This is a genomic window from Segatella bryantii (assembly GCF_022024215.1).
Lineage (GTDB): Bacteria > Bacteroidota > Bacteroidia > Bacteroidales > Bacteroidaceae > Prevotella > Prevotella bryantii.
Genome location: NZ_CP091797.1, coordinates 280,314 through 294,166 on the forward strand (window position 1 = coordinate 280,314; position 13,853 = coordinate 294,166).

The window sequence follows — 13,853 nt, forward strand, 5'->3', positions numbered from 1 at the left end:
GATAAGACGAAAAAAAGCAGAAAACTTGCGTTTTCTGCCTATTTTTACCCGATGTCGGGCGATATTCACTCTTAATGTTTTAAGATAGTAGCTTGAATCGCTTCTTGCAACTGCTGCTTGTTCATCGCTCCAACAGCGGTCTGTGGCTGTCCTTCCTTAGGTATAAATACGAGGGTAGGGATAGAGCGTACACCAAACAATGCAGCGAGTTCTTCTTGCTGGTCTACATCGACTTTGTAAAAATCGATTTGTCCTGTATACTCGCCTGCTAATTCTTCGAGTACCGGTGCGGTAGCTTTACAAGGGCCACACCATGTAGCGTAGAAGTCGATAACAGCTGGTTTATCACCTTGATATTTCCATTCATTAGGATTAGTCTGATAATCCATAATCTTCTCGCGGAACATTGCCGCAGTCATTTCTACTGGTTTGTTCATCTTTTTTTCCTCCTTGTTTATAGTTGTTTTGTTCTCTTCTTTTGCCAGATGGTTACTGGCTGTTGGCTCTTTCCCTTCTTGCTGTGCATTCTTATCCGACTGTTTATTACAGCTCGTTGCAGCAAGCATCACGGTCAGGGTTAAGCCCATTAATATCGTTTTCCTTATCAAGTATTTCATATCGTTTCAGATATTTATTGCTGCAAATATAGACTATTTTTATATTACTTCCAAATATTTTCGGTAAAAAAGTATCGTATGAGAGATAAATTTGATATTTTTGGTTAAATCGATGGAATTCTCAAAAAAAATCAGTAAGTTTGCAGCATCATATAAAAAGGTATTAAAAACCCACAAAAAAAGATTTGTAAAAATGACAGAATATAAGCTCAATAGTATTGAGGAAGCGGTAAAAGATTTTAAAGAGGGTAAATTTGTAATCGTTGTAGACGATGAAGATCGCGAAAACGAAGGTGATCTGATAGTTGCGGCAGAAAAGATTACTACTGAAAAAGTTAACTTCTTATTGCATGAGGCTCGTGGTGTACTATGTGTGCCTATGACTAACGCTCGTTGCGCTGAGCTTAATTTGCCTCACATGGTAAAGGATAATACTTCACTTTTGGGTACACCTTTCACGGTTACGGTCGATAAACTTGAGGGCTGTTCTACTGGTGTTTCAGCTGCAGACCGTGCGGCTACTATTTTGGCTTTGTCTGATCCTGCTTCTACCCCTGATACTTTTGGTCGTCCAGGACATATTAATCCGCTTTATGCACAGGATAATGGTGTGCTCGATCGTAATGGTCATACCGAAGCTGCTATCGACTTGTGTCGTCTTGCGGGACTTAAACCTGTTGGCGTGTTGATGGAGGTGATGAATGAAGATGGTACGATGGCACGTTTGCCACAGTTGATGGAAAAGGCGAAGGCTTGGGATATGAAGATTATTTCTATCGAGGAATTGATAGAATATCGTAAAGCTAACAACTGCTAAACGGTAATAGATTCATTCTACAGATTTCATTTGAAACTGTTATTTAAATAGGAATAAAGGCAATCGATTGATTTCGGTTGCCTTTATGTTTTGTATGGTTTTCAAGTTCATCAGCGTGCCTGCCAAATGGATAAGGACAGCCAGATACGACGAACTGAACATCTATACGGACAACAAGTCATACCATTGACAGCAGCGCAGAACCTGTACCACCTTTGTGGTCTCGAATATGAAAGTTACCTATTGAGTACTAAAAAAGTTAAAAAAATAAACAATGTATCTAGTTTATATATAATTTTGTAAGAAAATTAATCACTTATTTTTATATATCTGATCAAGAATTTTATGAAAAAATGGAGATTTTAAACAATTGTAATAATGACGGCTTAAATCATTGATTATGAGGAATATATTTATGTCGTGGTGTTTGTTATTGATGCTGTCATCATGCCATAGATCCATTTCTGATCGGATTTATCTTGATGTCCTTGCTGGTGATACTAAGATAGATATAAACGATTATGTTGATTTTCCTTGGGACTCAGCAGTAATATATAGCTATGCGCCTTGCGAAGACGAAGTTTATAGTAGATTTGGACGAAAGAATGATTTTCGTTTGGGTACTAGACCTTTTGTTTTTTATTCTCATGGGAAAATTGTGTATTTTGAAAATGCAGGCTCATATTGTGATGATTATCAAGATGGCATCATCTATCATCTTCCAAAAGACCAGCCGATTGATGGTTATGAATGGCCTGGAGACCTTGTTGTCCATAAAGAAAAAAGCCAATATAAAGCAAAGATTAAAAAATATATGGGATATTATTTGGTTTTATTGTATGATCAATAATGTTAATTCTACTTATATGACAACTAAGAACTTCATGCAGAGCAGCTAGGCTACGACGCATTATACATTTTATAAACTATTCGTAACCTGGCATAAAGTGATGTTGCTATATCAGCAGGAGAAGGTACTCTAACAAGTGGACTCTCTTCAATATAGGAAATTGTATATGGGGTGTAAATAAAGCCTTTTTTGATAGGAATAGTCAAATAATAAAGAAATAAAATTATGGTTTTAATTACAGATGTTTTTAAGACATTGTGGTTTAATGCTTTTTTGTGGGCAATTTGTTTATTTATAGTAACTTTTCTAGATATACTTATACGTACGAGCTATCTATTGCTCCCAATTTGTATTCCGTGGATGCATGATTATTTGGCTATAATAGTATTGTCTTTATGCATTTCTGTATATATCAAATGGTTTAAGCATAGTACTAAAAATTTTTTAAGTTTATGTTTTGAGCTTTTTTGCAAGTTTTTTGTTAGTTATGTAGTTATTGCTTCTATAATAGTATTTAGAGCCCTCTAAACAACTATAAATAACGAAAAACACACATAGATAAGCCACTATATATCAATTACTTTTAGATTTTAACACTTCAGAAGCTATTTTTGGTTGCTTCGGAAATTCCCGTTAATTTTGCAACGTATTTCTACCGCAGGGAATTTACGAGGCTATTTTTTTGCCATATCGTGGACAGAGTTGACAAGAGTTGACGACAGGTTACAAGAGTTGACGTTTTTTTGACCCACTTTTGAGAAAAGCAATATCGTGGAAAAGGTTGACAAAGATTGTCGATAGTTTACTTGTGATTACTTGCGGAGAGGTACAGCAAAAAGGAATGTTGAACCCATTAATATTGCAAGTATGCCAAAGACCAGAAAATGTGCTTATTGTGGTAAGATTTTCACCACAAACAACGGAATGCAGAAGTTCTGCTCAGAGGAATGTGCTGAGCAAGCGAAGGAGAGCAAGAGAAAAAGACAAAAGGATTTCCTTCGAGCTATTGAACCAGCGATGGAACTCCAACAGCAGGAGTACCTGACCTTTTCTAAAGCAGCTATTCTTCTTGGCTGTACCCGTCAGTATGTCTATAAACTTGTAGAACAAGGGAAGTTGCCAGCTTCACGGCTGAGCAGCCGGATGGCTCTTGTCCGCAAGAGTGACATCGAGAAGATGTTTGCAGTAAATCCCTATCATAGAGTAATGCCTGGTGCTTCATCAAAGAAAGCAAGCAAGAAACCTTCCCATTTGTCATCTTCCTCTTCATCAAAGAAAGATAAGAACCAGATTGGCGAATCACCAATGAGGTACTCCGAAACACTTGACTATATCTCCGGCGAGGCTGTCATGGCAATCTACAAGGTAAAGAAGTCATGGCTCTATGCTTCTGCCAAGAGAAACAACATCCCCATGTGTAAGATTGCAGGCAAGAACTATTATAGCCGAAAACACATGGATGAACTATTTGGCGTTTCTGCCGAGATAGAATCTCTGACTGAGTGGCTCACCACAGAGGAGGCAGAAACATTATATTCCACTACCAGGGAATCCCTGCGCTCCCAAGTATACCGTCGCCATATTCCCACCAAGCGAGAATATGGCAAAACTTACTATTCAAAGATACATCTTGACGAGATATATCATCCAGATATGAAGGCGAGTGATGCCTATTGCACTACTGCCGAAGCAGCAGAGAAGTACGGCATGACCAAGAGCAACATCTGTATTATCGTCAAGACAAACAACCTCACAAAGGTGAAAGTTGGTGTCCAAAACCTCATCGTCAAAGAAGAAATTGAAAAGGTTATGGCCAACAGACTGGCTAAATTCGGCTCTTATCGGATTCAATGATGGTGGAAAACAGAACTTTCCTCCTCAATTTTGAGCGAAATCCAGTTATTCCCCAATTATTCACAAGTTACGATAAGTTTTCATCGTCACGGGTACATCATTCAGTTACTTTGTGCCCTCAAAGCGGACAACAGCTATCAGTATTCATTGAATTGTAAAACTATAAACAGTTGTATTATGAGTAACATCTGCAAGACCGTGAGCCTCCGTACACGGAAAATCAAAGGCGGAGAACAGCTTTCCTTCTATCTCGACTACTATCCCGGCTATCGGGACGAGGCCACTCACGCTCGTATCAGGGAAAAGCAACTTGCAGGACAGCTGCAGGAAATGCTTGATGTTCCGGAAATCAAGGAACTTTGGGATGCCATACAGCAGAACAAGAGAGCCATTGAACTGCAGATTAACCAGTGGATTGCCGATGCCATTGATACCATCGCTGCATTCGCAAAGAGCAGCCAAAGCCTGTTTACGAAGGAGCAAGACAATACCGTCCGCATTGGCATCATCGCCCAGACGTTCAAGGACAACCTTGATGCGACGGATAAAGACCAACGGATGCAAGCGACACAAGCCTTGTTGGGACAAGTGGACTGGAGCGGTTTGTCGGAGTACAAGGTGAAGTTTGCCAGGTTGCGCACCGAGCAGTCCTGTGAAGAGATGACCGTTCCCAAAGCCGTTGTTGAATCGCTCCTACTTGCAGCAAGAGGACGCGGAGGCATCAGCACTGGTGGTGGAGGCTCTAACAACGAGCTTACCAACTGGGATGGAACGAAGAAAAAGAATGGATGGGGGAGATAATTCCTATTGATCTATGAAAACTTCTTTAGAGCTAGACACATATTAATTTACGACTTCCAATATATCATCGGTATATTCACCATTTTTATACACGTAAAATTCCCAATGGTCTGGATTGCCGGTCACAGTTATATCAGTATTATTAAATATTATAGGCAGTGTATATCCACTGGTATTATCTAATTTAGTGGGAATAATAGTATACTTCTTAGGAGTTATCCTTGCAATTGCCAGATAATCACAAGATATTAAAACGGTGTCATTATTTGGTTTGAAATGCAATTCTACTCCATATAATGTTTTTCCCAAATCGTCAGAAGTAAATATAGTATCTGTCTTATTTAGAATTATTAAATCATTCTCATTGAATTGATCAACTATGGTGATATACATATTATTGTCTTTACAGTACCATGTTTTACTATTCTTGCTCTCTGAGATAGTATCATATAAACATGAAAAAACTAATATCCCTACAAATAGAATAGCAGGAATAGAAATAAGTACTAAAAAAAAAACATGTATTTTTTTCATTATATATTCAAATTAGTTGTTTATCTTTGCATTCGTTAACAACATCAAGGAAGTGGAATAAGGCCGATTTTTCATTCGTCATAAGACAGTAAGCAATGTTCAGCCCCCGCTCCTTAACATCCGAATCCGGACAGTTCACTGGGCTTTGACCCCGCATGCGTAATGATGGCTCCAAGATGTTTCGATGTTGCATATTTGTTTAAATTCGTTATAGTTATGACTTACATTGGTATCGACGTCAGCAAGGACACTTTCGTTGTCGCTTATTCTCCAGAGAAGAACAGCAAGACGAGGACATTCAAGAACACCACCAGAGGTATTCATGAGTTCATCAGGACTATCTCCAAGGATGAGCATCACTGCGTCATGGAGGCGACAGGCAATTACAGTGCTCTGCTTGTCTATCTGCTCTCGGAGGCAGGCATCACGACAAGCCTGGAGAATCCGCTTAAAGTGAAGAACTTCGCCCGTGCCATGCTATCCACCGTCAAGACGGATGAGATAGATGCCCGCCTGATTGCCCTCTACGGGGAGAAGATGAATCCAGCCCTTTACAGGCTTCGCAGTGACGCTATCCTCACCCTGAAGCAGAAGCGTACAGTCATTCGCCAGCTCAAGAAGCAGCTCATTGCCACAAGGAACCTCAAAGGCTCTATGGAGGTGTTGCCGTTCTTTGATGCCAAGTGTAAGAAGTCTATCGAGAAAACCATTGCCTTCCTTGAGAAGCAGGTTAAGGATCTCGAAGAGGATCTCTCTTCACTTGCCCGTTCTGAGTACAAAAAGCAGATGGATCTGCTCACCTCTGTAAAAGGTATTGGCGTCACCCTTGCTGCTGCACTCATCATGGCCACTGGCGGCTTCACTTACTTTGATAATGCCAAGCAACTCACCCGCCATTTGGGATTGTCGCCGACTTATCAGCAGTCCGGTACTTCAGTCAATTTCAAAGGTCACATCAACCGCAACGGGGACTCTTCTTTGAGGAGTCAACTCTACGTCGCGGCGTGCTCTTCGCTAAGATGCAACACCGAGTGCAGAGCCTGTTACGACCGTCTGCGGTCTAATGGAAAGCCTGGGAAGGTCGCTATCATTGCCGTAGCAAATAAACTCATCCGGCAGGCTTTTGCCGTTGTCACTCAGGAGAAACTCTATGTCGATGGTTATGTATCGTCAAAGAAGTAGCTCCTGCATTTCCCAGAAGTGTATCAGGATAGAAAATCTAATACCTGAAAACACCGAGGGGGTTGGGGGCGAGAAGCCCCCATGAGAGGCAACGATTCAGCACTAAGTGCTAATAATCGTTAACCATGTTCATTTTTCGTATTACAGTTCATTGCTTATCAGAAAAGGTTGTCAAAGAAATCAAATATTGAATTCCACACATTTTTAGCTTCAGAATGCGTATTACTATATCTATGCATCATGCTCCATCCGTAGTATTCGGCATTTCTTGTAGAAATACCCTCCACTACAGGTCTACCACTACATTTAGATTGGTATGCATCAAATGCAATTCTTGCAGCTGACCATGATATACCATTCTTGGCAGCCACAATACCAGCAGCCATATTACCAATGTCACGAGCTGATGATATTAATTGCTGGCCATTAGCTGTTGAACCTATAGACATTCCACGATAAATGTCAATTTTAGGAATTACCTTATTAGTTCCATTTGTTACTTTAAAGTCATACGGTTTTCCGGTTCTAGCATTAGACATATAGTCATCTAAAGTAACGTCAGAAGAAACCATTCTATTCAAAAAACCCTTTCCGCTGTTATCACTCAGATCTATTATTGCATCTTTAGCCCAGGACTTTTTATCACTATTATAAAAAGATGTCATTGAAGTAGTTTGACCTATAGAATTGCCTCGTATAGTGTATTTTCCGTTTTTATCCTGAGAATAAACATATACATTTCTATCTTTATCTTCTAGGTTTCCTCCTATTACTTGATATGTTCCATTTCCTGCATTAATAACCCAAGTACTTCTACCATCTGGATCTATTGCATTAATCGGATTACCTCCACAGTAGCTGTATGGACTAATACTATAATATTTCTCAGCATGTGGATCTATACTTGTAAAAACTGCTTTCGCATTTTCACTAATACTATCGTGAAGGATAACATTACCATTTAAGTCACTTAGTATAACCGCCCCCTTTCCAAAATCGAAATCCGCCAAGTATTTCACTTTATCATTTTCAAGGATATGTACACGATAAATATTTTTAGCTGATTCTTTCTTTGCATTAAGCATCACTGAGTTGTCACCAAACACGGCATAGGGACTTTGGGCTGAAGCCTTTATACACATGCAAAACAATAATATTACAATAGTAACAATCTGAATAGGTTTTGTAAAAGATATAATTTTCATATTAATGTTTGTTTGATTTGTCCTCTATATTCTTCAGTGCTTTTTCGACACTCTGCTTATATTCTTCTTCTGTTTGTTGTGAATAACCAAGGCTATCAAGAGTATTTATCATGCGCTGAAATTCGGAATAATTGTAATATGCGTAATCTGTGTGATCGTTCCCATATTTTTTCTGATATGCATAACCCAACTGCTGATGCACACAAAACTTAAGAACAAGAGCATCACAAAAATGAGGTAATATTTTTAGTACTTCATCTGCACATCTTAAAGGGAAATAGTCCCATGAGTTATACTTTTGTTGATAAGCCTTTCCCAATTGAGTTATCATGAATGCAATATTTTCTTTGTCTGATAAAGCTGTGAGAAATACCCCATTACGTATAGCCTCCGTTGAGACGTTCATTGTTTGTATAATCCATTCATCTCGTACAAAATGTCCATTGGTAAGTTCTATGTTTACCCATTTGCCATCTTCACCAATATGCTTAATATATGCGTGCTTGGGTGCAAATGCAAGTGATGATTGTCCACCAAGTTCGTCACAAAGAATCTTATAATATAGTGGCAGTGACGTACATTGCCCTGTATGCGTCTTCATAACTTTAGTGATAAAAAGGTTTCGGAAATCTTTTTTACCAGTAAAATCATTAAAGTCATAACTAAAGGCTTTATTCCCATTCATAGGACTAGCTTTTGTGAAGTATTCAAACAAAGCATAGTTTGGAGCAGTTTTGTACTGCTGTATATTGTTTACTTGAATAAATCGTTTTAATATAAAAACTACACTGTCTATGTCGTGACAATATTTGGAATAATCCATTTTGCCTCCTGAATATGCACGTTCCACAACAAACTCCGCCCTTTTCAAAGAGTAAGGTTCACCACCGACAAGCATCTTAGCAAGTTCGTTGAATCCCTCCATGAAGGCTTTGTCATTTACCATATAAGGAATAGTATCATAAGACAATTCCTCTGGACGGTCATAGTAAATGGTATCATTCGTATTTGCCGTTATCTTGTTTACTACGAGCAACAATAATATAATTATACGTATTTTAATCATCTACCCTTAACGCTGTAATAAAGTAATTTTGATGCTAAAGTAATAAAAAAACATCAAACTACCAAACAAATGTTTCATGATTTTTTAAGAGTATTAGCTTCGGATGGAACAAGGTACGCAATTTGCTAAGCATAATTAGCTTTTGCGGAGTGAGCGACAAAATTTGCGCTATATGACAAAGGTACTAAATAGACTCTATTCCACTAAGGATATGTCATGATGACCTCAACCTTTCTTTGTGCTGCACAACATTTTATCGCATTATCTCTGTCTGTGGAACCGAAGTCTTGCCAAGCAGCCCATGTACCTCAAAGAGTATCGCGACAAATGAATCAATACACCATTGGCAGAAAACTATAAAAAAGCCTTTCGGAGTGATAACCACCACGCTGTATCAGTATAATGCGGTATAGCCCGAAAATCAAATCAAATTAAAGAGAAACTGCTACAAATGTTTGATAGTTGTGCTGACATTACCTATCCTCGCCTTGGCTTCACTGGTGATTGGCGCAAAGAGCCGATTTGGCGATAAATGACATCTGCATTGCACAAACCATGCGATTTTGTGGTGTACAAATGTTAAAATCGTTAAATCTTCATCTTTTTGTCCATTTTCAGAATCTGTAGACACACTTTTCTACCGTTTAACACGCAAATCGCTGATATTAAATAATTTGCAAATACCTATTGTGTTCTTCCAAATCAATATTTTCCCTCAGGAGAAGAAATAAAAAAGACTGGAACCGTGATTGATAATGAAATGGGAATATATGTGCCAAGTAAACAGGCAGATTCGTGGGTATATGATAGGAAAAAATATGTAAAAGTGACTTTTACTCTATATTGATAGCTATAAGATAAGTATCTTAGCACAAGAGTGATTATTCATTCCGTTATTTTGCGATGATGATATCTATATTTTGTCGGAGCAGCAGTTCCTGATCTTTCAGTGTCATGGCATCGTCAGTGATAATGGTATCTACCAGTGACAGACTGCCTAGACACGCAAAAGCACTTTTGCCGATTTTACTGCTGTCGGCTACCAGATATACATGTTCAGAAGCATCAATCATCGCTTTTTTCACGACCAGATCGCTTACACTCGGATAAGTCAGTCCTGTCTCGATATTGATACCAGCTGTAGCCAAAAATACTTTATCCGCATGAAGATTGACAAAGAAGTCTGCTGCTTTTTGTCCTGTCAAAGAGAGGGTAGGTGATTTGAATTCACCACCAGTAACTAACAGATTGATGCCAGGATTGCTTCCCAGAATCATGGCGATATTCAAGGCATTAGTTATCACTGTCAAATTGGTGAAACCCATAATAAGATGTGCAATTTCTGTAGTTGTTGAACCAGAATCAAGAATAATCGTATCTCCATTCTTGATCAGTTTTACAGCCTCACGAGCTATAGCCTGTTTTGCATCTTGATGATCACGAGTAACGAGTGAGAATTCGCGAACATTATTGCCGGCATTATTAAGGATAGCGCCACCATGTACACGTCGCAGTTGCTGTTCCTCTTCCAGCTTCTCCAGATCCTGACGTATAGTCACTTCGCTGATACCGAACACTTTGCTCAGTTCGCTCACCTTGACATGCCCGTCTTCGCGAAGCATTTCGAGTATTTTTTCTCTTCGTTCTGCAGCTAAAAGCATAGTTATTTTTCTTTTTTTGTGCAAAAATACTGATATTTTCTGATATTTTCTCCTATCTACATGTATTTTTTTAGCGATGCGATTTCTTAGCCGGAGCACAAAAGAGTTAAGTGAAATCTATTTTTATGGTTCTCTTTTTGCAAAAAAATTATGGCAATTTAGTATAGTTTACCTTAATTCATCATATTTTGTCGTAAATAGAACATTGATATTATTCTTGAATAGTTTATTTTTGTAACCGAATTTTATTATAGGTTAATAGGTAAGTAAAAATATTACTATTTAGGGTAAAGATAATTTTATACAATAGTTATGAATAGGTTTAAGTTAAAGTTTATCGTAGCTTTGATGATACCTTTTCTTGCCAGTTGCTTTGATACCCATCCTTATGATGTGGAGGTAACAGGAGAAAGAGGTATTAATAGTACGAATATTAGTAAAATAGAACAAATTACGAAGGATAAAGATACGATTCGTTTTGTATGTATGAGTGATTCTCACCAGTGGTATACTGATACAGACGATGCTGTAGCTGATATTAATCGAAGAAAAGACAGTATCGATTTTGTTATCCACTGTGGTGATATTACAGATACGGGTACTCGAAAGGAGTTTGAGTGGGCAGATGATGTACTCAGTGGTTTACAGTTGCCTTATGTCGTGCTGATTGGTAATCACGATTTTCTGGGTACAGGTGAGGAATATTATTATACCAAGTATGGACCGGGTAATTTTTCGATGATTGCCGGTAGAATCAAGTTTATCTTTATTAATACGAATGCTACAGAGTACGATTATGTTGCTTCGGTACCCGATCTGAATTATCTAAGAGCACAGTCAGTAGCCGATTCGAGTGAGTTCGATCGTACTGTAGTCTGTATGCATGCCCGTCCATATAGCGACCAGTTTAACAATAATATAGCTGAACCATTTCAGTATTATGTACAGAATTTTTTACATCCTATCTTCTGTCTTAATGGTCACGATCATAATATCCAGACCGATGACCTCTTTCATGACGGTTTGATGTATTATGGTATGCCAAGTATGGAGAAGCGTACCTATTTTATTTTCACCATCACCCCAAGTGGCTATTATTATGAAATTGTTAAATATTAAATCTCTGCTTATTGTTTTATATCTGTTACTGGCGAATGCCAGTATACAGGCTCAGAATGTAAATACTGATAAACTCTTTGCCCAGTTTAATGATTCTGTGTTAAGAGATACCAGTTTTTCAGATTACGATAGAAAGGTGATACGTCGTTATAGGCGATGGGCCCACTTAATTCCTACACAAGGTATATTTCAGACCCATGGCAATATGGGTGTTGTGTCGTTAGGTATCGGATGGGATTATGGTAAGCGTGAACAATGGGAAACCCATTTACTGATGGGTTTCATTCCGAAGGGTAATTCTGACGATCCGAAGATAACGATGACCTTGAAACAGACTTTTATTCCTTGGCAGATCAAGACGTGGAAAAACTTAGTTGTAGACCCACTTACCTGCGGCTTGTATCTGAATACCGTGTTTGGTAAGGATTTCTGGGGAAGTCAGCCCGACCGTTATCCGAAGAGTTATTACGACTTCTTATCTACTCGCATTCGAATCAACGTATTCTTAGGTCAGCAGATTTCGTGGAATATTCCACCGAAGCATCGTACGAATAAGAGGAGTATTTCGCTCTTTTACGAGTTTAGTACCTGCGACCTTTACCTCCGTTCGTATATCACCGAAAAGAAAGTAAAGCTCACAGATATCGTAGGTTTGTCTATCGGTGCAAAGATAAAGTTCCTTTAACGTGATATTCGTGTTTATTTATTCTCCCTTTCCGTCACGAAGCAGGCCACGAGCCCGTAGGTGATGGTGGGACGGATCCAAATTTCGACGAGCAAATAGTCGGTGTACTCATTGGTGGGTTCCAGATAGATGTCCAGATTGTAGAGCGCGGCAATAAGCATGTCGATGATGCAGATGGCCCAGAGATTGCGCTTGGTGTAGCTCTTCCAGTCCTTACGTGCATAGAAGAAAGTGAGCATACAGAGCAGCAGCACCGACAGGGTGAGACATGACAGGTGGAGCGCGTAGAACGCCAACGGCGGTGCAAAGAGAATGTCGCGCAGCAGCACCGTCATACCCACCGAGACGGAACACCAGTAGTTGAACTGCTGGGTGGTGATACGGGGAGAGTTGAAGAAGTACATCCATATCATCACCAGACAGGCGATGTAGAACATGTTGAGCACCAGTTCAGGCCAAGCCTCGCCCAGTCCGAAATAAAATACGCCATAGAGCATTACGCCCACCGACAGCATTCCAGCCACGGCGGTAATCACGATGTCGAATACCTTGGCTCTTTTCTTAAATCTTGCCTGCATAAGCTACTTATTTTTATGTGCTTTGCGAATCTTTTTCATAGTCTCATGAGAAGACATAAGGCATAATGTCTCTATGAGGGAGTGTGTTCATCAAGAGAAAGCAGAAAATCACTAAATGTTGTTATTCTTATAATTTAGATTTTTATTGGTACAAATTAAATAAAAAAGAATGATTGTACCAAGTAATTGCTCAAAAAAGTTCATTTTCACTTTGATTCGCACTTAACGTGGTAGAATAATAATCCCTTATCATGAAATAATGATTTGTACACGATATAAAAGGAATCTGCTAATAGTTTATAATTATTATGCTGGATAATCATAATATTTATATACGTATAAACGTAAATAAGGCGTTTGCTGTAAAGCTAACGCCTTATTTGCTATCTCCGACGAGATAAAATGATTCAATAATAAGAAATTTATGCGAATAATCTATCAGGCCTTTCCTAAGAATCACTCCCAAGTAGGTCTGTGCGAATAATATATGTAAAACTTCAACTAATATTTTTGATTTTTATACTGCAAATATAAGTTGAATTTATTTATATTCCAAGCTTTTTTCGTTCAATTTGATTATTCGTGTTAAGTTTGAAAGATTTCTGTTTGTCGCTTGAAGGTTTTCTGAGGGGGTATGACAGAATCTCCTTCATCGTGACTGATTATTAAGCGTGTTAGCATGAAGTCTTATAGAAGTAAGGTCTCTTTTTACACCAGGCACTTCCTGATGATTTCTTCACTGATACCATTTTCTTTCATTTTCTCGGCAACAGTATGTTTATAATCTTCCAATTCTTGATGTTGGAAAATCATTTCTCCTAAGCTTTCCAAAGCTTTTTCTATACGTTTCTGACCGATAAGAAGAGGTTTTGTCTTCAAAAAGT

Annotated in this window: 12 protein-coding genes and 2 pseudogenes; 7 read left to right on the top strand and 7 right to left on the bottom strand. The window is 38.6% G+C overall.

Going from position 1 to position 13,853, the window contains the following annotated elements; genetic code table 11:
• Positions 1–71: 71 nt before the first annotated feature.
• Positions 72–617 carry a thioredoxin gene (gene trxA / locus L6471_RS00985; protein WP_237797058.1) on the bottom strand — a complete coding sequence of 182 codons (546 nt, stop codon included), beginning with the start codon at positions 615–617 and terminating at the stop codon, positions 72–74.
• A gap of 193 nt (positions 618–810) precedes the next feature.
• Here trxA and ribB point away from each other — a divergent pair.
• The 4 genes and pseudogenes from ribB to L6471_RS14205 all read left to right on the top strand — a co-directional run.
• Positions 811–1,416, top strand: a pseudogene (ribB, locus tag L6471_RS00990) (3,4-dihydroxy-2-butanone-4-phosphate synthase); the annotation flags it as partial.
• Between the two features lie 418 nt (positions 1,417–1,834).
• Entirely contained in the window at positions 1,835–2,284 is a 450-nt protein-coding gene (locus L6471_RS00995) for a hypothetical protein (RefSeq protein WP_237797059.1), read from the top strand.
• A gap of 867 nt (positions 2,285–3,151) precedes the next feature.
• On the top strand, positions 3,152–4,138 hold the full coding sequence (locus L6471_RS01000; RefSeq protein ID WP_094448725.1) for a helix-turn-helix domain-containing protein: 987 nt from the start codon (positions 3,152–3,154) through the stop codon (positions 4,136–4,138).
• Positions 4,139–4,315: 177 nt separating this feature from the next.
• Positions 4,316–4,450: pseudogene (locus tag L6471_RS14205) on the top strand (site-specific integrase); the annotation flags it as partial.
• Positions 4,451–4,981: 531 nt separating this feature from the next.
• Here the strand turns inward: L6471_RS14205 and L6471_RS01010 are convergent.
• Positions 4,982–5,473 (bottom strand): hypothetical protein, encoded by a 492-nt coding sequence (locus tag L6471_RS01010; RefSeq protein ID WP_094448727.1) that lies wholly within the window; start codon positions 5,471–5,473, stop codon positions 4,982–4,984.
• Positions 5,474–5,689: 216 nt separating this feature from the next.
• On the opposite strand from L6471_RS01010, the gene L6471_RS01015 reads away from it, so the two are divergent.
• Complete coding sequence (locus L6471_RS01015) at positions 5,690–6,655, top strand: IS110 family RNA-guided transposase (RefSeq protein ID WP_094447913.1); 966 nt, start codon at positions 5,690–5,692, stop codon at positions 6,653–6,655.
• Between the two features lie 158 nt (positions 6,656–6,813).
• On the opposite strand, the gene L6471_RS01020 is transcribed toward L6471_RS01015, so the two are convergent.
• From L6471_RS01020 to L6471_RS01030, 3 genes are all read right to left on the bottom strand, one after another.
• Entirely contained in the window at positions 6,814–7,860 is a 1,047-nt protein-coding gene (locus L6471_RS01020) for an RHS repeat-associated core domain-containing protein (RefSeq protein ID WP_144263876.1), read from the bottom strand.
• A 1-nt stretch (position 7,861) separates the two neighbouring features.
• On the bottom strand, positions 7,862–8,926 hold the full coding sequence (locus L6471_RS01025) for a hypothetical protein (RefSeq protein ID WP_094449160.1): 1,065 nt from the start codon (positions 8,924–8,926) through the stop codon (positions 7,862–7,864).
• 893 nt (positions 8,927–9,819) lie between these two features.
• Entirely contained in the window at positions 9,820–10,587 is a 768-nt protein-coding gene (locus L6471_RS01030; RefSeq protein ID WP_094449161.1) for a DeoR/GlpR family DNA-binding transcription regulator, read from the bottom strand.
• Positions 10,588–10,899: 312 nt separating this feature from the next.
• On the opposite strand from L6471_RS01030, the gene L6471_RS01035 reads away from it, so the two are divergent.
• Together L6471_RS01035 and L6471_RS01040 are read left to right on the top strand one after the other, a co-directional pair.
• Complete coding sequence (locus tag L6471_RS01035) at positions 10,900–11,706, top strand: metallophosphoesterase family protein (protein WP_006281426.1); 807 nt, start codon at positions 10,900–10,902, stop codon at positions 11,704–11,706.
• On the top strand, positions 11,687–12,391 hold the full coding sequence (locus tag L6471_RS01040) for a hypothetical protein (protein WP_006281425.1): 705 nt from the start codon (positions 11,687–11,689) through the stop codon (positions 12,389–12,391). The genes L6471_RS01035 and L6471_RS01040 overlap by 20 nt, the downstream gene beginning before the upstream one ends.
• Positions 12,392–12,405: 14 nt before the next feature.
• Here L6471_RS01040 and L6471_RS01045 read toward each other — a convergent pair whose 3' ends face one another.
• Positions 12,406–12,969, bottom strand: a complete 564-nt coding sequence (locus tag L6471_RS01045) for a hypothetical protein (RefSeq protein WP_094449162.1) — start codon at positions 12,967–12,969, stop codon at positions 12,406–12,408.
• A gap of 708 nt (positions 12,970–13,677) precedes the next feature.
• Positions 13,678–13,848 carry a hypothetical protein gene (locus L6471_RS01050; protein WP_237797060.1) on the bottom strand — a complete coding sequence of 57 codons (171 nt, stop codon included), beginning with the start codon at positions 13,846–13,848 and terminating at the stop codon, positions 13,678–13,680.
• Positions 13,849–13,853 lie beyond the last annotated feature (5 nt).